Source organism: Geomonas silvestris (assembly GCF_014193515.1).
In the GTDB taxonomy this organism is placed as follows: domain Bacteria; phylum Desulfobacterota; class Desulfuromonadia; order Geobacterales; family Geobacteraceae; genus Geomonas; species Geomonas silvestris.
Window position 1 is genome coordinate 1 of sequence record NZ_BLXX01000015.1, and the last position, 23,224, is coordinate 23,224.

19 protein-coding genes and 1 tRNA gene are annotated in these 23,224 nt (G+C 64.9%); 12 read left to right on the plus strand and 8 right to left on the minus strand.

The window, feature by feature from the left end; translation table 11 throughout:
- The coding region (locus GMST_RS22675; RefSeq protein WP_371873112.1) for an IS3 family transposase at nucleotides 1-99 on the plus strand (99 nt) is incomplete at its 5' end.
- Between the two features lie 575 nt (nucleotides 100-674).
- Here GMST_RS22675 and GMST_RS19010 read toward each other — a convergent pair.
- Nucleotides 675-1,334 (minus strand): hypothetical protein, encoded by a 660-nt coding sequence (locus tag GMST_RS19010; RefSeq protein ID WP_183356288.1) that lies wholly within the window; start codon nucleotides 1,332-1,334, stop codon nucleotides 675-677.
- A gap of 188 nt (nucleotides 1,335-1,522) precedes the next feature.
- On the opposite strand from GMST_RS19010, the gene GMST_RS19015 reads away from it, so the two are divergent.
- Together GMST_RS19015 and GMST_RS19020 are read left to right on the plus strand one after the other, a co-directional pair.
- The gene (locus GMST_RS19015; RefSeq protein WP_183356289.1) at nucleotides 1,523-2,011 is read left to right on the plus strand and encodes a ferritin-like domain-containing protein; all 489 of its coding nucleotides are present in this window, start codon (nucleotides 1,523-1,525) and stop codon (nucleotides 2,009-2,011) included.
- A 375-nt stretch (nucleotides 2,012-2,386) separates the two neighbouring features.
- Nucleotides 2,387-2,473 (plus strand) — tRNA-Leu (locus GMST_RS19020).
- Nucleotides 2,474-2,751: 278 nt separating this feature from the next.
- Here GMST_RS19020 and GMST_RS19025 read toward each other — a convergent pair.
- The 7 genes from GMST_RS19025 to cysD form a co-directional block, all read right to left on the minus strand.
- On the minus strand, nucleotides 2,752-3,171 hold the full coding sequence (locus tag GMST_RS19025) for a response regulator (protein WP_183356290.1): 420 nt from the start codon (nucleotides 3,169-3,171) through the stop codon (nucleotides 2,752-2,754).
- Nucleotides 3,172-3,176: 5 nt separating this feature from the next.
- Entirely contained in the window at nucleotides 3,177-5,609 is a 2,433-nt protein-coding gene (locus tag GMST_RS19030) for a PAS domain S-box protein (RefSeq protein WP_183356291.1), read from the minus strand.
- Between the two features lie 212 nt (nucleotides 5,610-5,821).
- On the minus strand, nucleotides 5,822-6,112 hold the full coding sequence (locus tag GMST_RS19035) for a hypothetical protein (RefSeq protein WP_183356292.1): 291 nt from the start codon (nucleotides 6,110-6,112) through the stop codon (nucleotides 5,822-5,824).
- A gap of 32 nt (nucleotides 6,113-6,144) precedes the next feature.
- On the minus strand, nucleotides 6,145-7,389 hold the full coding sequence (locus GMST_RS19040; protein WP_183356293.1) for a BamA/TamA family outer membrane protein: 1,245 nt from the start codon (nucleotides 7,387-7,389) through the stop codon (nucleotides 6,145-6,147).
- A gap of 64 nt (nucleotides 7,390-7,453) precedes the next feature.
- Nucleotides 7,454-8,416 (minus strand): lysylphosphatidylglycerol synthase domain-containing protein, encoded by a 963-nt coding sequence (locus GMST_RS19045; RefSeq protein ID WP_183356294.1) that lies wholly within the window; start codon nucleotides 8,414-8,416, stop codon nucleotides 7,454-7,456.
- 62 nt (nucleotides 8,417-8,478) lie between these two features.
- Entirely contained in the window at nucleotides 8,479-9,828 is a 1,350-nt protein-coding gene (locus GMST_RS19050) for a sulfotransferase family protein (RefSeq protein ID WP_246399886.1), read from the minus strand.
- Nucleotides 9,829-9,958: 130 nt separating this feature from the next.
- Entirely contained in the window at nucleotides 9,959-10,756 is a 798-nt protein-coding gene (cysD, locus tag GMST_RS19055) for a sulfate adenylyltransferase subunit CysD (protein ID WP_183356295.1), read from the minus strand.
- A gap of 367 nt (nucleotides 10,757-11,123) precedes the next feature.
- Between cysD and GMST_RS19060 the strand changes: the two genes are divergently transcribed.
- From GMST_RS19060 to GMST_RS19100, 9 genes are all read left to right on the plus strand, one after another.
- Complete coding sequence (locus tag GMST_RS19060; protein WP_183356357.1) at nucleotides 11,124-11,585, plus strand: chemotaxis protein CheW; 462 nt, start codon at nucleotides 11,124-11,126, stop codon at nucleotides 11,583-11,585.
- On the plus strand, nucleotides 11,582-13,081 hold the full coding sequence (locus GMST_RS19065; protein WP_183356296.1) for a CheR family methyltransferase: 1,500 nt from the start codon (nucleotides 11,582-11,584) through the stop codon (nucleotides 13,079-13,081). The genes GMST_RS19060 and GMST_RS19065 overlap by 4 nt, the downstream gene beginning before the upstream one ends.
- Nucleotides 13,068-13,685, plus strand: a complete 618-nt coding sequence (locus tag GMST_RS19070) for a chemotaxis protein CheW (RefSeq protein WP_183356297.1) — start codon at nucleotides 13,068-13,070, stop codon at nucleotides 13,683-13,685. Before GMST_RS19065 ends, GMST_RS19070 begins: the two co-directional genes overlap by 14 nt.
- A gap of 49 nt (nucleotides 13,686-13,734) precedes the next feature.
- A complete protein-coding gene (locus GMST_RS19075) occupies nucleotides 13,735-15,591 on the plus strand; it encodes a methyl-accepting chemotaxis protein (RefSeq protein WP_183356298.1) in 1,857 nt (618 codons plus the stop codon).
- Nucleotides 15,592-15,653: 62 nt separating this feature from the next.
- Entirely contained in the window at nucleotides 15,654-17,915 is a 2,262-nt protein-coding gene (locus tag GMST_RS19080) for a hybrid sensor histidine kinase/response regulator (protein ID WP_183356299.1), read from the plus strand.
- A 29-nt stretch (nucleotides 17,916-17,944) separates the two neighbouring features.
- Nucleotides 17,945-19,012: a chemotaxis-specific protein-glutamate methyltransferase CheB gene (gene cheB / locus GMST_RS19085; RefSeq protein ID WP_183356300.1), complete on the plus strand. Its 1,068-nt coding sequence runs from the start codon at nucleotides 17,945-17,947 to the stop codon at nucleotides 19,010-19,012.
- A gap of 11 nt (nucleotides 19,013-19,023) precedes the next feature.
- Nucleotides 19,024-20,376, plus strand: coding sequence for a hybrid sensor histidine kinase/response regulator (locus tag GMST_RS19090; RefSeq protein WP_183356301.1), 1,353 nt, complete (start codon nucleotides 19,024-19,026; stop codon nucleotides 20,374-20,376).
- Between the two features lie 2 nt (nucleotides 20,377-20,378).
- A complete protein-coding gene (locus tag GMST_RS19095) occupies nucleotides 20,379-21,533 on the plus strand; it encodes a sensor histidine kinase (protein WP_183356302.1) in 1,155 nt (384 codons plus the stop codon).
- 31 nt (nucleotides 21,534-21,564) lie between these two features.
- Nucleotides 21,565-23,004 carry a sigma-54-dependent transcriptional regulator gene (locus GMST_RS19100; protein ID WP_183356303.1) on the plus strand — a complete coding sequence of 480 codons (1,440 nt, stop codon included), beginning with the start codon at nucleotides 21,565-21,567 and terminating at the stop codon, nucleotides 23,002-23,004.
- Nucleotides 23,005-23,224 lie beyond the last annotated feature (220 nt).

Consider the following 23,224-nt stretch of genomic DNA (forward strand, 5'->3'; position numbering starts at 1 on the left):
TTTGACTACATCGAGCGGTTCTACAACCGCAAACGGATTCATTCCTCGCTGGGGTATCGGACCCCGTTCGAGGTCGATCAACTCAACCTAGCCGCTTAACCGACTGTCCACGAAATCGGGGCAATTCCATGGTCGCTATTAACGAAGGGGTGGTCGCTAATAGCGAGGGGGTGGTCGCTATTAACGAAGGGGTGGTCGCTATTAGCGAAGGGGTGGTCGTTATTAGCGGAGGGGTGGTCGTTATTAGCGAGGGGGTGGTCGTTATTAGCGAGGGGGTGGTCGTTATTAGGGAGGGGGTGGTCGCTATTAACGAAGGGGTGGTCGCTATTAGCGAAGGGGTGGTCGCTATTAGCGAAGGGGTGGTCGCTATTAGCGAAGGGGTGGTCGCTATTAGCGAAGGGGTGGTCGCTATTAGCGAAGGGGTGGTCGCTAATAACGAGGGGGTGGTCGCTATTAGCGGAGGGGTGGTCGCTAATAACGTGGGGGGTGCTCGCCACTATCGAGATGGAAGTCGCTATCAGCCCGATCATGTTGGTTTCAGCGGAAGGTTAGTTGCGGACTGGAAAGAACGTGTTCTATTGGCGGGGTTACAGCGCAGGTTAACCGGGCGTGGCGAATGGGTTCTCAAGGGAGTGCGTGGCCCCACGTTGCCGTGGGGCCACGAGATTTGCTTTTTAGGTTACCGGAACGGTGACGATTGCCGACCAGGGACCGGGACCGTCGTCTCCCATGGCCCTCCCTCTGAAGGAGTAGCGGTTGAGGGGGTCGAGATCTGCGATCAAGATCTTCTTGCAGCCACGATGAAACCCTGAGGCGTCATCGATCCAGTTTGGTTCGACACCCGGCTCCACCTTGGCGTACTGGAACTGATACCCGAAGGCGGCATCCTGGCTGTCGGCGTTGATCATGACCTCGCCAGGACCATCGAGGTTTATCACCTCAAGCCTTTGGAGCTGCTTGACAGGAGCGCGCTCTGCCTTCGCGACCCTGGTACGTCGCTCGATGACGGGCAGTCCGGCGGTCCGCAGCTGGGCTTCCTCGTCCATAGCCTGCAGCTGAACCCGAAAGGCGATCCTGGCGAGCTCTTTTAGGACAGCTGCATGATGTTGGTCGCGCAGCGGGATCAGGGCATGGTTTCCCGCTGAAGTATGCTTCAGGGTTTCCTGAAGATTCGCGCCAGCCTGCGCCAAGGCATCCAGAGAGATCTCCTTGAAGAAGGGGTGGTTGGTAAGCGCGAGGATGACATCGTCCTTCACCGTCAATGCCTTCGCCGGACTGAGCGACATCAGGAGATTGATGTTGAGCAGGATGGGTAGTTGAGCCTGCGTTTGCATAGGTACCTCCTTCGAATTTTTTGTGCACCGGAATTAGAATTTATTTATACTCGATCGCCGGGCGCTTGCAAGGGGGCAACCATCATTTTCTTACGCAGCGCCACCTGCGCCAATCGCGTGTTGACAATGGGCCATGCCGCATATATTGTATACAACGCTTTCAATGTTAACCGTAAAAAGGAGGAGTAATGAGCGACGTGCAGGAAGCTATCAAGCAGGCCATCCAGACTGAAAAGAACGCGATGAACTTCTATGAGCTGGGCGCCAAGCAGATGAAAGACCAGGAAGCCAAGCGCATGTTCGAACAGCTCGCCCGCGAAGAGAGAGAGCATGCGATGCACTTCTACAAGGCATACAACGGCAACGACCTCGGCTCTTTCGACGAATTCATGTCCGCCCCTCCCCAGAATGAGTCGGTGTGGATCACGTCCATCCAGAAGGTGATCGGCCCGGACTTCAGCGAGCAGAAAGCACTGGAAGTTGCCATGGAGAAGGAAACCAACCTGGAGAAGGCGCTGCGCGAAACCGCCGCCCGCATCAGCGATCCCTCGGTGCGCGAGGTGTTCGAATTGAACGCCAAGGAAACTCACAACCACTTCCTGACCATCGAATCCGAGTACGCCCGCATCATGGCCATGGTCGACGAGTCGGACATGGATACCTTCGTCAGGGAGTAACCTGCCGGAACGCTGTCTTCCAAGGGGGCCCAGGCCCCCTTTTTTCGTGCCCGATGCTGGACCTTCCGAAGCCCCCCCTCCGGGTTATCTGAGTTGGCTGAGTGAGTCGATGCCGACATTGTGCCCACCAGGTTTCCGCGCCCCCCTCATAGTCTTCAGGTATATGCTCACCACGGCTCCCCCTGTACTAGAAGAGCGAGAGAGCGATAATCAGTTGACCTGCCGTAAGATGTTTCCTTGTGCGCGCCCTACCCTCTTCCCTTTGATGAGTGTCCGACTGTGAACTCCGAAAGCTGCACCTGAAAAAAATAACTGTTGATGCATTTTTTTCTTGCCAGTCTCAAAGTTCGATGATATACATAGGGAACTTGATTGGCCGGAGTGGCGGAATTGGTAGACGCGCTAGATTCAGGTTCTAGTACTCGAAAGGGTGTGCTGGTTCGATTCCAGTCTTCGGCACCATAAAGAACTAAGGGGTTACGGTTTAGGCCGCAACCCCTTTTTCTTTTTCTACTCGCAGTATCCTTCCCCCGATCTCCCTATTCTCCCAGTCGCCCCCAGCGACAGAAACCCTTCTCTTATCCCTGCAGGTTCTGAGACAGCACCGAGGACCGCCGGATGCCGCCTCTTTTCTTGGCAACAGAAAAAGAGGGACAGCATCGTGCTGTCCCCCTTTTCTCGATACCCCATCACGGCACTGAGTGGGCCTCCCCCCAAAGCGCAAACCTCGACGCCGCGCCTCACCCCTCGGCATTCTGGAGATGATCCACCAACTCGGCACCGAAGAACTGGCAACCGCCCATGATGGTGCGGATGGCTATCCCGACCTCCTCGGCGGCCAGCTCCTTGAGCACGTACCCTCCGGCGCCGGCACACACCGCCCGCTGCAAGTGATCGCTGGTATTGTACACCGAAAGGATCAGTACCTTGACCTGGGGAAACTCGTAGCGAATGCGCCGCGTCGCTTCGATTCCATCCATTTTCGGCGTGGAAACGTCCATGAGCACCAGGTCCGGTTGCAGCAGGCGGACCTGCTCTACCCCCTCGACACCGTTCCCGGCCTCCCCCACCACCTGGAAACCCTCCTGCTCTTCCAGGTGGCGACGGAGTACCTTCCGGATCATGGCGTGGTCGTCGACGACGAGTATGCGGACATTCATACCGGTTACTCCCTGATCTCGATCAACACCGTGGTTCCCATCCCGGACTCCGAACTGAGCCGGAAGGTCCCCCCCGCCAGTTCGGCCCGCTCCCTCATGATGGTAAGCCCCCACCCCGAACCGGTGAGCTGCAGGCTTTCGTCGGAGGGGGTGAACCCCTGGCCGTCATCGGTAATGCACAACTGCAACAGATCACCCTCCTGCGAGAGGGTGATCGTCACCAGGGTCGCCAGGGCGTACTTCGCCACGTTGTTGAGCGCCTCCTGGGTGATCCGGAACAGGGCGATCTCCTGCTTGGGGGTGAGCCGGGGGAAGTTCTCATCGATATCCACCAGCACCTCCAGGCCGGTACGCTGGCGGTACTGGTCGGCATAGGAACGGATCGCACCGCCCAACCCGTACTCCTCGAGCTGCGAGGGGCGCAACTCGACCATCAGGTTGCGCACCGTCCGGCTGATCTCCTTGGTGAGCTGGCGCGAATCCTCCAGCGTGTTGCACAGGTCGCCACCGGTCCGGTCGGCGAGCAGGTTGCCGATGTAGGCGAGGTTCAGCCCGAGAGCCGTCAGTTCCTGGCCGATGTCGTCGTGCAGTTCGCGCGAAACCTCCTTTCTCAGGTCCTCCTCCTGCACGATGAGCCGCTGGGCGTACTTTTTCAGCCCCTCCTCCGCCTTTACCCGCTCGCTTATGTCGTGCACCAGCTTGAACATGACCCGCCTGCCGTTCCACTGGTAGGCTCCGCCGACGATCTCCACCGGAAACACCGAGCCGTCCTTTTTGCGGTGGTAGCGCAGGGGCACGAAGGTACTGCTGCTCTTCTCGACCTCCTGGACCAGCAACTCCGAGGCCTCGCGCTCGGCCGAAAGGTCGAAGGCCAGCATCCCCGAAAGGAGTTCTTCGCGCCGGTAGCCGTACATGCGGACCAGGGAACGGTTGACGTCGATGATCCTCCCGGTGTCCATTTCGAAGATGATGATCCCGTAGACCTCGTTGTCGAAGATGATCCGGAACTTGCTCTCGCTCACCCTCAGGGCTTCGTCGGCCTTCTTGCGTTCGGTGACGTCGGTGATGATGGTGGTGAACTCGTCCGGCTGCGGACTGTAGGCGTAGATGGAGAGGTACTGCTGGGTCGGCTCGAAGAAGGCCTCGAACTGGGTTTCACCGCCAAGCTGCGCGATTTTGCCGAACACCCCGATATAGTCGAAGCCGAGGCTGTCGAACCCGGGGAAAATTTCGCTGATGTTGCGACCTTCCACGTCGCGCTTGCGGATGCCGATGATCTCCTCGTAGGCCTGGTTTACGCTCAACACGGTGAAGTCGACCGGCTGCCCCTGGTCGTTGGCGATGATCCGGCAGTGGGCGATGGCGTTGAGCCGGTTGGCAAAAAGGGCGCTGTAGCGGCGCTCGCTCTCCCTAAGCTCCTCCGCCAGGATCTGGTACTCGTCGATCACCTGGTGCAGGTGCTCGTTGACCTCGAAGAGTTTTTCGTTTTTGCGCCCGATGCGGCTCATCGACTGAAAAGCGGCACCGGCGGAGACCACCGAAAGCAAAAGGAAACTGCCGACCAGGAGTCCCGTGATAACCATGTCGTTGCGCCACTGCTCCAGGTAGTCCTCACTGGCAAGGGAGACCGTCACGAGCAGCGGGGCTACGGGGAGCCGGTGGAAGGTGACGATCCGCTCGGAGCCGCCCCCCGTGGTGCGGTAGGTCGCGCGGCGCACCCCGGAACGAAGCAGCGAGGGGAGCTCGGCCGGTACCGGCCCGGCCACCTGCCCCTGCCTGGTTCCGCTCGCCGGGAACTGGGCGAGGGGCTTGAGATCGGTACTGCGCAGGGTAATGCTGCCGTTTGCTCCGAAGTCGAACTGGGCCAGCAGCCGATTGAAATGATCCACCCTCATGGTCGAGTAGACCATGCCGCCAAAGCCGCCATTAGGGGCGCGGAAGCGGCGGGCGACCACGAGGACCTGGTGCCTGCTTATGGGATCGACGAGAGGGGTGGAAACCTGCAGGCCGGCATCCGGGTGGTCGCGCAAAACCTGGAAATGGTCCCGCCCCAGGCAATCGGAGCCACGAGTTCCGGTGCTGCTACTGCGATAGATGACCCGGCACTGGCGGTCGGTGACCTCTAACAGTTCGCCGCCCGGCAGGCGGCGCTGGTAACTGGCAAGCAGCGCCTCGATCTGGTCCTTGTCCCGGCCGTCCCAGGCCGGCTTTTCCTCGAGTTCGTCCACCAACGCCCGCAGGGAGAGGTCGACCTTGTCGATCGCAGCCGAGATGCTCTCGTCGATGGCCTTGCCCAGGTTCTGCGAAACCACCTCGGCGTACTGCTCGTGCTGGGCCCTGCTTTCCTGAAGAAAATGCCAGGCAAGCACGATCACCATGAGGTTGCAGAAGGCAAACCCGAAGACGATGAGGGAGCGGTAGCGGTAGATAGAGATCATGCTTCCTTTAATAAGCCTACGGCAACGCGAGGGGAATGTGCCGCGCGGGCCCGGCCGTGGCGACGCCACAGGATACGCCGCCCAGGCAAAGTTGTCAAAAGCTTACTGCACCTGTCAACCGGGATACCTGCCGCGACTCGCGCCATTAACCGGTCCGGAGCTAGGGGTGCGGTGCTCCCCCGCCAAACGCGGCGCTTGCCCCCCTCCCCCCCTCAGAATATTCTGGTGAACCGCTCCTTATGATAGATGCTTTGCGAAAAATGGTCGGCAAACTGGGCCACCAGTTCCGCGACCAGTTCCGCGAACAGGGCCTCTGGTCCGGGAGCACCCGAGGCGAGGCCGGGGCCGCGCTGAAACTGCACCGAGAGGGTGCGCTCCCCCAGTCGTGCCGTCAGGACCGCTCCGTGCCAGTCCCCTTCGCGAGGCTCGGGATCCCAGTACACGAGACCTCCGGGCAGGGCCCTTCTGAGCGCCGCGACCAGTTCGCTTGCCGCCTGATCCATGTCACACCTCCCCCGGCCCGTAGGCCGGATGATCAGAAGGGGTAGCCAAGCCCCACGAAGACCGCCGGCCCTTCCTTGCCAACCCCCACATCGATGCGCCCGACGATGTTGGGGCGCACCACGGTACGCAGCCCCAGCCCCGGGTTGAACGCGAAGCTGCGCACCCGTGCCTCGACCAGGGTCGACATCACCGCACCCAGGTCGATAAACGGTGCCAGCTCCCAATCGGCCAAAACGTTGAAGATCTTCCAGCGAAAAAGCCTGATGCGCTCCTCGAGGTTCAAAAGCAGGTAACTCTTGTCGATGAAGCGGTTTTGGCCATACCCCCTGAGGGTGGTTTCCCCGCCGAGGATACTCTGTTCCAGGAAGGGGACGCGGGAGCCCACCGTCTGTTTGCCTGCCAGGCGCGCGACCGTGATGAGTCGGCCGTTGTGCCAGGGGTAGTAGATCTTCGCCTCGGCCTCGCAGGCCTGGTAGGTCGCCGAACTCCCGAACACTTTCGCGCTGTTGTCGATGGAGAACCTGAAGTACCTGCCGGCGGTGGGGAGGCTCTGGGAGTCCAGGGTGTTGTAGAGCAGCGAGATCTTCTGGTCGTTGACGTGGTACCCGGGGATCCCCGGAATCTCGCCGGCAGGAAAAACCTCGGTGATGAAGGGGACCGCGGGGACCGCCCCGCGGCGGATGCGTACCTTCTTGTAGCGCTCACCGAGCATCACCTCCACCTTGTCGGTGATCCGGTATCCGCCGGCCAAGCTGAATCCCGCCTCGTGGTAGGCGTAGTTGGTCTCGTTTTCTTGGGAGGAGGTGGACTGGAACCCGAAGAACCTGGCCGAGCCGTCGGTGAAGTCGAAGAGCATCCCGTTCAGTTCGAAGCGGTCGTCGAGGAACTTCTGGTTCAGGTAGCGCAGCCGGTACTCGTGATTGATGGTGGTGGCCTGAGAGAGGTTGACCCGGATAGTCTGGTCGGCTGTCGGGTAAAAGGCGCCGTAGAGCGTGCTGGTGACGCCGAAGTACTGGTTGTAGTTCATCTGGGGGACGATGAGCGTGCTGACCTCGTCCTTTGCGTTGTGCAAAAGGAACGCGACCAGGCCGCCGTGGGTGATCCCCTCGTTGGGACTCGCGGCGATGACCGGCAAAGGGATCGCCACGGTCTTGGCGGGGTCCGCAAAGCTATCGTTGGAGACGGGGTACGGGAGGTACTTTCTGGGAACCTGGTAGGTACAGGAGCTGAGGAGGACCAGCGTTGCCAGTGCGATGGGGAGCGTAAGAAAGCGCATGAAACCTCGTCGCGTGCCGGTCGCTATCCGGCCGGTCGTGCTGCCTCAGGGTGGCAGGCTAGGCTCATTTTTCCCGGGCCGCGACCACCAGCCCGAGCAGAAGCCAAAAGGCCTCCCTGAAGCGCCTGAGGATGGTGAAGCCGGTCCCCAGGGTGGCCCCCAGGTTAAACCCGAGGGAGAGCAGGATGTTGCCGCCGTCCTGGACCCCCAGGGATATCGGGATCATGAACCCGAGCCCGGCCACCAGCTGGGAAAGGGCATCGAGACAGAGGGCGAGCGGCAGTCCGATCGGGTGCCCCAAAAGCCAGAAGATCACCCAGACCTCGACCGCGTGCAGCGCCCATCCCGCCAGGTAACAGGCAAGGGCGAGGAGCCCCAGGCCGGCCTGCCGGCGGTAGAACTGATCGAGCGCCTGGTCCAGCGCGGCGCACTCGGCGCTGCGGGCCCGCAAAAGCGCGGGGCAGAGCCCGATGCGGTCCAAAAACGCGATAAGGGAGGAACAGGGGTGCCGGCGCTGCACGAGCAGGAAGGCGCCGGCGCCACCGGCAAGGATAAGGGTCCCCAGGTAGCTCAACAGGGTAAGGCGCGGCGGGAGCCCGGGCAACACCTGCGGGATCAGGGCGAAACTGATCAGGATGTAGAAGACCAGGCTCACCACCATGAGCGCCTTGTGGATCACCAGCGAAGCGGTCGCCTCGGGCCAGGAGACCCCCGCCGCGTTCAGGCGCTGCGCCTTGAAGGGCTCCCCCCCCAACGAGGCGGTGGGGGTCAACTGGTTCAGCGATTCCCCGGCCAGCCTGAACAGGTAGAGGCGCCCAAAAGGGGGCGCCCCCTCGCGGCAGGAAAGGATCAGGTGCCAGGAGAGGGTCCACAGCAGGGTGACCGCCCCGTAGGGGATCAGCAGCAGCGGCCAATAGCGGCTCCCTTGCCAAAAGGAGCGCACCAGGGCGTCCCAGTCGATGTTGCGCACCATGAGAAAGAGCACCAACGAGGCGACCGCCAGCAGGAGAAGGGTCAGGCGTCGCATGGGACTGGCTCCGGTCTTGGAGGTTTCAGCGGGCATGGGGACTCCGGATGGCGGCCAGCGACTCACCCCTCGACTGCCACGTCGAAATGTTCGCAGTAGCGGCGGAACTTTTCCCGCTCCAGGTGCGGGTCGAGCCCGAACTGCTCGAGGGCGTAGAGGTGCGCCCCGTGCTTATCCTTGGGGTTCTCCGCGATGAAGCGCCCCATGGCCGCCTCGGCCTCGGGGGTGAGCTCGCGAGCGAAGTGTCGGTAGATGCGCCGCACCACGGCCATGGGGTCGCGGACCAGTTCCGGGTAGGCCACGTCGCAGAAGCTGCCGTCGAGGTCACCGCGCGCAGCGCGCATCTCGGTAAGCAGGTTCGCGCTGTCCACCCAGCGCCGGCTCACCTCGGCACCCAGCTGTTTCAGGTCGATGGGGCCGGTAAAGGGGGCCCTGAGCACCTGGGCGAAGCTTGCACAGGATGGAAGCACCTTGAGCGGGTCGCGGTGGGTGACCACCACTTGGGCGTCGGGATAGACCCGGAACAGGGCGTCGAGCGCCATCAGGTGGCTGGGGGCCTTGAGCACCCAATGCGAACCGGGGCAGTGCCACTGCAGATGCTGCAGGAAATTGCGGTGGCAGCGGTAGGCCGGGGTCTTGTCCTGGCGGTCGTGCCAGCGGCGGTAGGAGGTGACGAAGTACATCGACTCGAAGACGTAACTGAGGAAGGAGTGGTCCGTTATGGCTATGCACTCCTGGGGAAGCCTCGCCTCGATGGTGTGGCACTTGTCGAAGTCAGGCATCAGGACGTCGATCCAGGCGAGTTCCTTGCGGGTGCGCGCGATGCGCGGGTCGCTTTGGTAGCTCGCGGTTTCCGGCGGCGGCGAGGGGTGCATGACCTCCCATACCTGGGGAGCCCGGCAGGCGGGGTCCTGGGCGAGGAGCGCGTGCAGGAAGGTGGTGCCGCTTCGGGGGAGGCCGGTGATGAACATCGGCCGGACGATGCGTTCCCGGGCGATCCCGGGAAACTGGCTGCGGTCCCGGGTCAGGCGCAGCCGGTTGGCGAGCAGCCTCTGCATCTCGGTGGCGACGGTGATCCGCCCCAAAAGGTTGAGCCGGGCGTCCTCCTCGAAGGAGCGCATCAGTATCCGGAAGGCGCCGGCGCAGTCCGGGTCCCCGAAATCGGAGAGCCCGGTAAGCTCGCAGCTTTTGGCGCTCAGGTGGTCCGGGTCCAGCGAGACGAAGGGGCGGCCGTCCTTGAGGAGCAGGCGGCCGAAGCTGTTCATGCCGGCGAGGGCCCGGTGTCCCAGTGCTGCCAGGAGCGGGGGGAAACGGAACCCTCTCCCCGGTGCCGGGTGGGCGCCGCCTGGTTCGGGGCGCCCACCCGGCACCGCGAGTTCCGGCCCGGCGCCGACGATACGGTCCTGTTTCACGTAGTTCTCCTTGACGTCAGGAAATTGAAGAGGCCGGGCCGCCCAAAAAGGACGGCGGCCTGAAAAACCCGATCCGCAGCGGGCGCGACCTGCCCGCGCTCAACCTCAACCTCTGCCTCGCCTCAGGCCTTTACATGTAGCCGTCCTTGTGCAGCCGCTCCATGCCGCGCTCGGCATCCTGGGCGCGGCCGCTGCGCTCGGCAACCCGCGAGGCGCGCAGTTCGGCGATGATCTCCGTGACGCTGCGGGCCCGCGAGGCGATGGGTGCCGTACAGGGGGCACAGCCGAGACTGCGGTAGCGCTGGCCGTTACCCCGCTCGAAATAGAGCGGGATCACCGGGATCGCCTCGCGCTCGATGTACTCCCAGATGTTGATCTCACTCCAGTCCAAAAGAGGGTGGATGCGCAGGTGGGTCCCCGGCTCGAACCGGGTCTTGAACTGGTCCCACAGCTCCGGCGGCTGGTCCTTGAAGTCCCAGTCGTTGTTGCTGTCCCGGGGGGAGAAGTAGCGCTCCTTGGCGCGGGTACCTTCCTCGTCCGAACGGACCCCGACGATCACCCCGGTATAGCCGTGCTCGGCGAGCAGCTGACGCAGCGCCTCGGTTTTCAGGGCACAGCAGCAGGCAAAGGTGCCCCGGGTCGGGTGCATCCCGTCCGCAAGCGCGGCGCGGTTTTGCCCCACCACCAGGTTGAGCCCCCACTCGCGGGCGGTGCGGTCGCGGTACTCGATCATCTCCGGAATCTTATAGGAGGTGTCGATGTGCACCAACGGAATGGGACAGTGCCCAAAGAACGCCTTGCGCACCAGCCAGAGCAGGACCGTGGAGTCCTTCCCCATGGACCAGAGCATGCAGAGATTCTCGAAGTTCTTGTAGGCTTCGCGCAGGATGTACATGGAGCGGTCTTCCAGTTCGTCCAACTGACTCATCAATCCCTTCCTCTGCCTGTGTGCAAGCGCCCCGAATGATTCACCATGGTTAATTTGCCACAGCAAATACTATAAGCAGTGTCTGAGATTGCAACCGTGTGGGCACCCTTTTTTTATCGGTGCGGCACCGGAAAACCCACCTCCAACCGGTGCAGGACCAGAATTCACCAGTTTCAATGAGGTGCTGCATATTTTACCCGCCCAGGGTCAGAATCCGGGAGTCTTGGCGCTCAGAAGACGCCCTACCCTCCCCGGAAAAAGTGCCGGCCGCCCTTTAAACCCCGAATAATCTCCTTGATATCAGACGCTTTGGGCTGTACATTAGAGCGCGCCGCAACCCCGACCAGCTACCAGCGAGGTTTTCCCCATAGACGCAGCACAGCTCCTCATCTTTTCATTGGAACAACAGCGCTATGCGCTGCGTGTCGAGACGGTCGACCGGGTGATCCGGGCGGTGGCGGTGACTCCGCTCCCCAAGGCGCCCGAGATCGTGCTCGGGGTCCTCGACCTGCACGGGCAGGTGATCCCGCTCATCGACCTGCGCCGGCGCTTCGGTCTCCCGACCAGGAAGCTGCGCACCAGCGATCAGTTCGTCATCGCGCGCGCCGGCCTGCTTACCGTGGCGCTCGCCGTGGACGGCACCGAAAGCGTGCAGCAGGTGCTTCCCGAGGCGATCCAGGAGGCCGGGGGGATCGTAAGCGGCACCGAGTTCCTCGAGGGGGTCACCCGCAACGAGGAGGGGCTCGTGCTGATCCACGACCTGGGGACGCTCCTGTTCCCCGAGGAGGCCCGGGCCCTCGCCAGGGCCCTCGAGGGGACCCCGGCATGAACCAGGGGCAGCCGGGGCTGCCGGAGACACTGGCACAGTTTGCCCGGTTCATCTCCCGCCACATGGCCCTGCACTTCGCGGAGGACCGGCTGGCGGAGCTGGAGCAAAAGCTCGCCCCGCTGGCCCGGGAGGCAGGCCAGGCTGACCTGGCCGAGTTTCTCAAGGGGGTCATGAGCGCCCCGCCGTCGCGCAGCCAGCTTAAACCGCTGGCCCGGGCACTCACCATCGGCGAGACCTACTTCCTGCGCGACCCGCGCAGCTACCAGGTCCTCGAGCGCGAGGTGCTACCCGAGCTGATTGCCCGGAAACGGCAGGGCGACCGCACCCTGAGGCTCTGGAGCGCCGGCTGCGCCTCGGGCGAGGAACCCTACACCCTGGCGATCCTGCTCAGCCGCGTCATCCCTGACCTGGGTAGCTGGCAGATCTCGCTGGTGGGGACCGACATCAACGAGCAGTCGCTGGAAAAGGCACGGCAGGGAAACTACAGCAAGTGGTCGTTTCGTAACGCCCCGGCCTGGCTCATGGACTACTTCACGCGCCAGGAGGACGGCCGCTACCAGATCGTGCCGCGCATCCGCGACATGGTGCGCTTCGAGTACCTGAACCTTGCCCAGCCGCAGGCAGAAGCCGAACCGGTCACCGGCACCGACGTTCTGGACATCATCTTCTGCAGAAACGTCATGCTCTACTTCGGGCCGGCCCAGATCGAGCGCACCATGGGGCGTTTCCACCGGGCCCTGAACGAGGGGGGCTACCTGTTCGTAGGCCCCACCGAGGTGGACCAGCGCCAGATGGAGGGCTTCTCCTGCCGGCGCCTGGAAGGGGCCTTCGTGCTCAGCAAGGAGTCCCGGGTGCCGCAACCGCCCCCGCCGGCCGCGGCGCCCCCCCTCCGGGTGGCAGCGCCCCCCCTGCCGCGCCAGCGGCACCGGGAGCCGGCAAAGGTGGCGTCGCCCGCCCCGAAGAAGGGAGCCCCGGCACCGGCCGCTCCCCCGGCGTTCGAACAGGCGCTCAGCCACTACCGGACCGGGAGCTACCAGCTGGCTGCGGATCTGGTCCGGCAGCTGCGCGACGCGGGGCCGGCCGACCTGGAAACCCTCATGCTCGGGGCGCGGGCGCTCGCCAACATAAGCCGCTTCGGCGAGGCGGGGGTCCTGTGCGACGAGGCCCTGGCCGCCGACCCGTTGAGCGTCCCGGCCCACTACCTGAAGGCGATCATCCTGGAACACCTGGGGGAGCCCGAGGCGGCCTGTGCGGCACTTAAGAGGGTGCTCTTCATCGACGGGGAGTTCCTTTTGGCCTACTTCGCCCTGGGAAACCTCTACCGGGTAAGCGGAGACGCGGCCGAGAGCCAGCGCAACTACGCCAACGCCCTGCGCCTACTGGAGCGCCGCGACCCCCAGGAACTGCTTCCGGATACCGAGGGGCTGAGCGCCGGCGCGCTGGCCCAGCTGATCCGCGACATGACACCGGCAAGGAGAAGAGATGGCGTCAGGTAATCCGCAACAACCGGGGCAGCCCCTGGACTGGCCGGCGCTTTTGGAGCGCCAGCGCCTCCTGGCTTGCGAGCTCTCCGGCCAGGAGGACCCGGGGGAGGTCCAGGGAGTGCTCGAGGCCCGTGCGGCCGAGCTGGCCGTGCCGCCCCCCGAGCCCCGCAGCGGCCGGTACCTGGACTGTCTGGAGTTCGTGCTCTCCGGCGAGCGCTACGCCCTGGAGCTGCGCTACCTGATCCAGACCCTCCCCTTGACCGATTTCACCCCGCTCTTCTGCACGCCCCCCTTCGTCCTGGGGCTTACCATCCTGCGCGGGCGCATCATCTCGATCATCGACCTGCGCCGTTTCTTCGAGCTCCCCCTCGTGGGGCTCGCCGACCTGAACCGGGTGATGGTGGTGGGCAACGGCGCCATGGAGGTCGGGATCCTGGCCGACAGCATCGTGGGGGTGGGCTCGGTGCCGGTCGCGGAGCTGCAGCCGGCTCCCGCTGCCTTTACCGGGCTGCGCGAAGAGTTCCTCTCCGGGGTCACCGCCGAGCGCCTGGCGGTCCTCGACCTGGGGAAGATCCTGGCCGACCGCAGGATCGTGGTACACGAAGAGGTGGGTTAACGCCGGGCGTCCGGCGAACACGTTACTATTTCCAGCACCTGGGGGATTCATGCTCGGCAATCTCAAAATTCGCTCTCGGCTGATCGCAGGCTTTGCGGTCGTGGTGTTGTTCCTGATCCTGGTGGGCGGGATCTCGCTCAGGAACCTCATGGCGCAGGGGGACCTGATGACCCGGTTCTTCGAGCACCCCTTCGTGGTGACCGCATCGATCCAGGAGGTCCAGGAACAGATCGTCCGCATCCATCGCAGCATGAAGGACGTGGTGCTCTACGGCAGCGACCGCAGCGAGCTGGCCATCGCCCTCAAAGACATCGACAACTCCGAGCAGATCGTCTACCGCGAGCTCGCCGTCGCCAAGGAGCGCTTTTTGGGCGACAAGGCGAAGATGGACCGCATCAAGGTCCTGATGGACCAGTGGCGGCCGGTCCGGGAGCGTACCGTGGACCTGGTGCGCCAGGGGAAACTCGAGGAGGCGGCCCGCTTCCACAAGGAGTTCGCCCGCCACCTGGTGAGCAACATCGACAGCGAGGTCGAGGGGGTGCTGCAGTACTCCAAGAACAAGGCCAAGAACTTCATGGAGCAGTCGCAGTCAAGCCAGCGTTCCACCCTGGCGCTCACCGGAATCCTGATCTGCCTCGCCGCGCTTTTAGCTGCGGCCATCGCCTACGTGATCACCCGCTCGATCCTGGGGCCGCTCAAGGAGGCGGTGGAGGCCGCCGACCGGCTGGCCCTGGGGGACCTGAGCGTGGAGATCGGCAGCAGCTGCGACAACGAGATCGGCCAACTGCTGCGCTCCATGGGGACCATGGTCGCCTCCTGGCGCCGCATGGGGGAAAACGCCAACCGGATCGCCCTGGGCGACCTGAACCTCGAGGTGGTCCCCAACTCCGAGCGCGACGTCTTCGGCATCGCCATGCGCAACATGGTGCTCTCCCTGAAAAGGCTCGCCGCCAGCGCCGACCGGATCGCCGCGGGGGACCTCACCGTCGAGCTCGAGCCCGCCTCGGACAAGGACCAGCTCGGGCACTCCTTCGCCGCCATGTCCCGCAACCTGCGCGAGCTGAGCCAGGAGATCCGCGAGGTGGTGGGGGTCTTGGCAGCCTCGGCCGGCGAGATCATGACCACGGTGAGCGAGCTCGCCTCGAGTTCCGCCGAGACCGCCTCCTCGGTCTCCGAGACCAACGCGACGGTCCAGGAGGTGCGCCAGACCACCGACCTCACCTCGCAGAAGTCGCGCCAGGTCTACGAAAGCGCGAGCAATTCGGTGCAGGTCGCCAAAAACGGCCAGTTCTCCGTCGAGGAGGCGATCGGGGGGATGCGCGGCATCGACGAGCGCATGGGCTTCATCGCCGAGCGCATCGTGAACCTCTCCGAGCAGAGCCAGGCCATCGCCGAGATCATCGCCACCGTGAACGACCTCGCCGAGCAGTCGAACCTCCTCGCGGTGAACGCCGCCATCGAGGCGGCCAAGGCCGGCGAGCACGGCAAGGGGTTCGCGGTGGTGGCCCAGGAGGTGAAGAACCTGGCCACCCAGTCCAAGCAGGCGACCGCGCAGGTGCGCGGCATCCTCGGGGTGATCCAGAAGGCGACCAGCGCCGCGGTCCTCGCCACCGAGCAGGGAAGTAAGGCGGTGGAAAACGGGTTGCGCCAGTCCGGGGCCGCCGGCGAGGCGATCCGCCAGCTCGCCGCCGCCATCGAGGAGTCCTCCAACGCCACCCTGCAGATCGTCACCTCCACCCAGGAGCAGGCGATCGGCATGGACCAGATCGCCATCGCGGTGCAGAGCATCAACCAGGCGAGCGGCCAGAACCTGGAGGGGTCCCGCCAGATCGAGGCCGCCGCGCGCAACCTTTACGAGCTGAACCAGAAGCTGCAGCAGCTGGTGAGCCGGTACACCCTGGCATGACGTTCCGCCAGCGCGCGCATAACCGCCCGGCCCTGCCGGCGGCTCAGGGCGAGGCTTAGGCCATGGCTGACCAGGAAGCGCTGTTGCGCGAGCTTTTGGAGACCTTCCGTCTCGAGGCGCAGGACCACCTCGACTCGGCCTCCACGCTCCTCATCTCGCTGGAACGCGAACCGGAGCAGCCCGAGAAGCAGCGCCTGGTGGAGAGCCTGTTGCGGCGCATGCACACCCTCAAGGGGGCGGCGCACGCGGTGAACCTGGGCGAGGTGGCCCTCATCTGCCAGGACCTGGAGAGCCTCCTCTCCGAGGTGAAGCGCGGCGAGCTGGCGCTCGAGGTCGCCATCTACGACCGGCTGCACCGCGAGATCGACCTGTTGGCCGCGCGCATCTTCCAGCACCCCGGCGCCTCGCCGCCCGCGGCTACCCAGGTCGCACCGGCCGAGCCGCAGCGGGCCCCTCATGGTGCGCCCCCCGCCCCCCCCAGGGGAGCCGCGGCTTGCGCACAGCCGGCACCCGGGGAGCTCCCCCCCGCGCCCCCCGCCGCAGCTCCCCGGCCCCAGGAGCGCCGGGAAATTGCGGGGAGCGAGACCGTGCGGGTGCCGACCCGGCTTTTGGAATCGCTGCTTTTGCAGGCCGAGGAGCTCGTCTCGACGAAGCTTGCCGCCGCCACGCTCCAGGAGGAGCTGAACCAGGCCTCGCGGCTTTTAACGGAGCGGGCCTGGGCACGCTCGCGCGCCCAGGAGCTTGCCGGCTACGCCCTCAGGGGTCAGGGGCCGCCCCCCTCCCCACAGCGCGTCGCCTCCTTGCTACAGGATTTCTGCGATACCGAGCGGGAGAGCGAGGCGCGCCTGAGGGGGCTTGAGCGGCTGGCTGAGCGCAACCAGCACAACCTGGCAGCGCTCATCGCCCCCCTCTTGGCCGAGATGAAACAGCTGCAGCTGCTCCCCTTCGCCACGCTGAGCGATCCCTTCTCAAAGCTGGTGCGCGACCTCGGGCGGGAGCTTGGCAAGGAGGCGGAACTCGTCTGCCGGGGGGCCGAGCTGGAAGTCGACCGCCGCATCCTGTCCGAGCTGAAGGAGCCGCTGCTGCACCTGGTGCGCAACGTGATGGACCACGGCATCGAATCGCCCTTGCGCCGCGAGGAGTCGGGGAAACCGCGCCGCGGCAGCGTGGCGATCGAACTGCGCCTTCTGGATGCAAACCACGCGCGCCTCACGGTGCGCGACGACGGGCGCGGCATCGACCCGGCCCAGGTGAAGGCGACCGCGCTCAGGCTGGAGCTTTTGACGCCGGAGGCGGCCGGGCAGCTAAGCGACGCGGACGCGCTCCAGCTCGTGTTCGAATCGGGCTTCTCGACGAGCCCGCTGATAACCTCCCTCTCCGGGCGCGGCGTGGGGCTCGCCATCGTGCGCGAGTCCCTGGAGCGGCTGGGGGGGGACGTAACGGTGAGCTCCCGGCCGGGCCTTGGCTGCGAGTTCACCATGACCCTGCCGCTCTCCTTCGCCCTGATCCGCGCCCTCCTGGTATCGGTGGGGAAAAGAAGCGCACTCCTGCCGGCGGGAAACGTGGAACTGACCGCCCGGCTCCCCCGCGAAGAGATCCGCCAGGTGGAAAACCGCGACACGGTGCTCCTTACGGGCGAGGTCTGCTCCCTGGTCTCCCTCTCCGGGGTCCTGGAGCTCGGGGAGCAGACCGGCGCCGGGGAGGAGCCCTACCAGCAGGTGGTGCTGGTCAGGGCCGCTGAGCGGCGCATCGCCTTCGCCGTGGACCAGGTGCTCGGGGTGCAGGAGGTGCTGGTGAAGCCCCTGGGGAGCCAGCTTGCCCGGGTGCGCAACGTCTCCGGCGCGACCGTGCTGGGCGACGGCAGCGTGGTGCCGATCCTCAACGTGAACGACCTGGTGCGCTCGGCGCTCCACAGCGCGGGGAGCGGCGCGCGCGCCGCGGCACCCCCGGGGAAGGGGCGCCGGCTCTCCATCCTGGTCGCCGAGGATTCCATCACCTCGCGCACCCTTTTGAAGAACATCCTCGAGGCGGCCGGCTACCAGGTGGCCACCGCCTACGACGGCGCCGACGCGCTCACGCAGCTTAGAAGCGCCAGCTTCGACCTGGTGGTCTCCGACGTGGAGATGCCGCGCCTGGACGGCTTCCAGCTGACCGCAGCCCTGCGCTCCGAGGCCCGCTTCGCCGACCTGCCGGTGATCCTGGTGACCGGCCTCGAGTCGCGCAGCGACCGGGAACGCGGTATCGAGGTGGGGGCCAACGCCTACGTGGTGAAGAGCGGTTTCGACCAGACGAGCCTCATCGAGGTTATCGAGAGATTGACCTAGAACGCATGAAGACGGGTAACGCGAACAGCATGATCAGAGTACTGGTAGTAGAAGATTCCAAGACGGTGCAAAAGGCCCTGGTGGCAGCCCTGGAGGCGGACCCGGAGCTGCGCGTGGTGGGGACCGCCGACAGCGGCGAGGAGGCGGTCGAGGCAGCCGGCACCCTGAGGCCCGACCTGATCACCATGGACATCAACCTCCCGGGCATGGACGGTTTTCAGGCCACCCGCGCCATCATGTCCAACTGCCCCACCCCCATCGTGGTGGTGACCGGGAAACTGGACCCGCGCGACTCGGACACCCTGTTCCGGGTCATGCAGGCCGGGGCGCTCATGGTGCTCGGCAAGCCGACCGCGCCGGGGACCCCGGAACACGCCGAATCGGTGGCCCGGCTGGTGCACCACCTAAAGCTCATGTCCGAGATCAAGGTGGTCCGGCGCAGTTTCCCGGAGGCCCGCGCCCTCGCCGCGCTTCCCGCGGCGCGCCCGGCGGTCCCGGGTAACGCAGGCCAGGTGAAGGTGATCGGTATCGGGGCCTCGACCGGGGGGCCGCCGCTCTTGCAGCGCATCCTGAGCTCGCTGCCGGAGGACCTGAACGCCGCGGTGCTCCTGGTGCAGCACATGGCCGAGGGGTTCACCGAGAACTTCGTGGCCTGGCTCAAGCACTCCTCGCGGCTCCCCATCTCCCTGGCCCAGGACGGCATGCCGATCGAGCCGGGCCAGGTGCTGGTAGCACCGGACGGGCACCACCTTGAGGTGGCCCCGGGGAACCGGGTGGCGCTGAGCCTCGCGCCGCCGGACAACGGCCTGCGCCCCTCGGTCGCCGCGCTGTTCCGCTCCCTGGCCCGCTACTGCGGCCGGCAGAGCGCCGGGGTGCTCCTTACCGGCATGGGGAGCGACGGCGCCAAGGAACTGAAGCTGTTGCGCCAGGCCGGCGGGATCACCATCGTGCAGAACCGGGAGAGCTCCGTGGTCTTCGGCATGCCCGGCGAGGCGATCCGCCTGGACGCGGCCTCCTACGTCCTCCCACCCGAGGAGATCATCGAACTTCTAACCAGGCTGGCAGCCCCGGCGCCCGCCCTTTTGTCCAGATCGTGAGGTAACCGTACATGCACCAAGCGCACCCCGGCCAGCTCCCCCAGATCCTCATCGTCGACGACAGCCCGACCCAGGCGAAGCTTTTGGAGCAGGTCCTTTTGGCCCACGGCTTCAAGGTTGCGGTCAGCAAAAACGGCGCCGAGGCCCTGGGGCACCTGCTGGAAAACCCCGTGGACCTTTTGATCAGCGACATCCTGATGCCCGAGATGGACGGCTTCGAGCTCTGCCGCCGGGTCCGGGAGGTCCCCGAGCTCAGATGCCTCCCCGTCATCCTGCTCACCCACCTAAACGACCCCTCCGACGTCCTGCACAGCCTGGAGGCCGGGGCGGACTACTTCATCTCCAAGCCCTACAACAACAAGCTCCTGCTCGCGCGCATCCACGCCGCACTCGCGCGCCGGGGCGCCTGCATCACGGAGAGCCCGGACGGCCGGGTCACCATCGAGCACCACGGCGAGCAGTACCTGATCAGCGCCCCGAAGGCCCAGATCATCGACCTGCTTTTGGCCACCTACGAGCTCGCCGCGGAGAAGAACCAGGAACTTTTGAGCGCCAAGCAGGCGCTTTCCGAGCTGAACCTGCAGCTGGAGCAGCGGGTGCGCGAGCGGACCGCCCAGCTGGAGGCGGAGACCGCCGAGCGGTTCCAGGCGGTGGAGGAATTGAGGCGCAAGGACGAGGTCCTGATGCAGCAAAGCCGCCAGGCGGCCCTGGGAGAGATGATCGGGAACATCGCGCACCAGTGGCGCCAGCCCTTGAACGCCGTGGGACTCCTGGTCCAGGACCTCTCGCTTTGCTACGAGTACGGCAACTTCGACCAGCATTACCTGGACACCAACACCAAGAAGATCATGAAGCTGGTCCGACACATGTCCCAGACCATCGACGACTTCCGCAACTTCTTCACCCCCGAGCGCGACAAGGTCCCCTTCGACCTGAACAAGACCGTGGAGAAGACCCTGCACCTGGTCGAGGGGAGCCTCGCGGACAAGCGGATCCGGATCCAGCTGGAGACCGAGGCGGTGCCGGAATTGACCGGCTACCCCAACGAGTTCTCCCAGGTGCTCTTGAACATCCTGAACAACGCGAAGGACGCCTTCGCCGGGCAGCAGATCGAGGACCCGAGCGTCGTGGTGAGGGTACGCCTGGAGCAGGGCCGGCCGGTGGTGACCATCGCGGACAACGCGGGGGGTATCCCCGAGGAGATCATCGACCGGGTCTTCGAGCCCTACTTCACCACCAAGGACCAGGGAAAAGGGACCGGCATCGGCCTGTACATGTCCAAGAAGCTCGTGGAAAAAACCATGAACGGCTCGCTCACCGTGCGTAACACCCAAGCCGGTGCCGAGTTCAGGATCGAGGTCTGACCATGACCAAGCAGGCGCCCCACGCTCCGTTTTCGCTTCTCTACGTGGAGGACGAGCAGCTCACCCGGGACACGGTCGCCGCGCTGATCAGGCGCCGTTTTCCGGAGCTCGTGGTCCACAGCGCCGAGAACGGTGCCCGTGGGCTGGAGCTGTTCCAAAGCCTTGGCTGCGACCTGGTGGTGACCGACCTCAAGATGCCGGTCATGCACGGCATCGAGATGGCCCGCCGCATCAGGGGGATCCATCCGGGGACCCCGATCATCGTCACCAGCGCGCATGGCGACATGGAGTACTTCATCGACTCCATCGAGATCGGCGTCAACCGCTACGTGATGAAGCCGATCGATGTGGAGAAGCTTTTCCTCGCCATCAAGGAGATGGTGAAACGGCTCACCCTGGAGCAGGAGGTGCGGGCCCAGCAGGCCGCCATCGTCGAGCTGAACCGGGAGTTGGCCGCGCACGCAGCCGAACTGGAGAGCGCCAACCGCGACCTGGAGTCCTTCAGCTTCACGGTCTCCCACGACCTCAGGACGCCGCTTACCAACATAAACGGCTACTGCCAGGTGATCCTGGAGATCTTCGGGGCGGGGCTCGACCCCAAGTGCCGCGAGTTCGTCGAGGTGATCTACGGGGAAACCATCTCCATGAGCGAGCTGATAAAGACCCTGCTCGACTTCTCCCGGCTCTCCCGCACCGAGATCAAGCGGAGCCCAACCAACCTGAGCGAGCTCGCCCAGGCGGCCGCCTCGACCCTGATCCTCTCGGACCGGGAGCGCCAGGTGAGCTTTCAGATCGAGCCGGGACTCAGCACCGAGTGCGATCGGGACCTCATGAAGGTGGTGCTGGACAACCTTTTGGGGAACGCCTACAAGTACTCGGCCCTAAAAGAAAAGGCCCGGATCGAGTTCGGCCGCCGCAGCCTTGACGGCACCGACGCCTACTTCGTGGCCGACAACGGAGCCGGCTTCGAGATGAAAGACGCCGGCCAGATCTTCACCCCCTTCAAGCGGCTGCACGTCGACGGTGCCTTCCAGGGTTTCGGCATCGGGCTCGCCACCGTACAGCGCATCATCCAGCGCCACGGGGGGCGGGTCTGGGCCGAAGGGGAGCCGGACCGCGGGGCCACCTTCTACTTCACCCTGCCGGAACCATCCTGAAGGCAGCCAACGCCACCCGAGGAGCAGCGACGTGAAACAGCCACCGAGTAAGAACCTGCAGCGGATACTTCTGGTCGACGACGAAGCCGAGATCCTGGAAAGCTGCCAGCGCTGCCTGCTAAGCAGCGGCTACCACGACGTGATCACCGAAAACGACAGCCGGGAGGTCATGAACCTCCTGGCCCGCGAGGAAGTGACCGTCATCGTGCTGGACCTGCGCATGCCGAACCTGACCGGGCTCGAGCTGCTGCCCCAGATCGTCGCCAAGTACCCGGAGATCCCGATCCTGGTGGCCACCGCCAACAACGACGTGGACACCGTGGTGAACTGCATCAAGCAGGGGGCCTTCGACTACCTGGTGAAACCGATCGACGTGAAGCGCCTGATCACCGCGGTGAGAAAGGCGCTCGAGCTCTCGAGCCTCACCAACGAGCTCTCCACCCTGAAGCAGTACCTCTTCACCGACCGGCTGGACCACCCCGAGACCTTCGGGTCCATCGTCACCGGCAACAAGAACATGCGGGCCATCTTCCAGTACCTCGAGGTGGTCTCAGGCACCCGCCAGCCCATCATGATCACCGGGGAGACCGGGACGGGGAAGGAGCTGATCGCCCGGGCGGTCCACGAGCTAAGCGGTTCGACCGGCGAATTCGTGGCGCTCAACGCGGCGGGGCTCGACGACAACATGTTCTCGGACACCCTCTTCGGGCACCGCAAGGGGGCCTTCACCGGCGCCGACCAGGCCCGCGACGGGCTGATCACCCGGGCCGCCGGCGGCACGCTCTTCCTCGACGAGATCGGCGACCTGAACGAGATGTCCCAGATCAAGCTTCTGCGCCTGTTGCAGGAGCAGGAGTACTACCCGGTCGGCTCGGACTTCATCAAGAAGAGCGACGCCCGCATCGTCCTGGCCACCAACCGCGACCTCTTGGAGCGGATCAAGCAGGGGAAGTTCAGAAACGACCTCTACTACCGGCTCTGCGGGCACCGGGTGCACCTTCCCCCCCTGCGCGAGCGCCTGGACGACCTGCCGCTTCTGCTGGACCACTTCCTGGGGCTCGCCGCGAGCTGCCTGGGGAAGAAGAAGCCGACGCCCCCCCCTGAGCTTGCCACCCTGTTGGGCCTCTACCCGTTCCCGGGGAACGTGCGCGAACTGGAGGCGATGATCTTCGACGCCGTCTTGCGCCATCCCGGGGGGGTCCTCTCCATGGAGAGCTTCCGGGCCGTGATCGGCGACGAGCGCCTGAATTCGAAGCAGGAGCCCCAGGAGGCCGCCACGGTCGGCGGCGCGCTGAACGCCATCTTCGGCCACTTCCCGACCATCGACGAGGTGGAGGAGTACATGATCCGCGAGGCGATGCGCCGCGCCAAGGGAAATCAAGGCCTCGCCGCGAAGCTCCTGGGGATGGGGCGCCAGACCCTCAACAAACGCCTGAAGGGGGACGGCAGGACGGCAGCGGCCGAAGCCTGATCCCCGGCTCCCCCCAATCTTGGCAGCACAGCCCGACGTCACGTCCTCCCTGACGAAGGTTCATCGGGAAATTCCGGGGAGACACGATCTTTAGCCGGCAACAGGGCTGCACGCTCCCCCCTTTGGAAAAGGGGGGAGCGTAAGTCAACCGCGGCGCTTCGTGGAGAAGCGCCCTGAGTCTCCACAGTTCCCGGTTTGAGGCCAGACACCGGAATCGGCT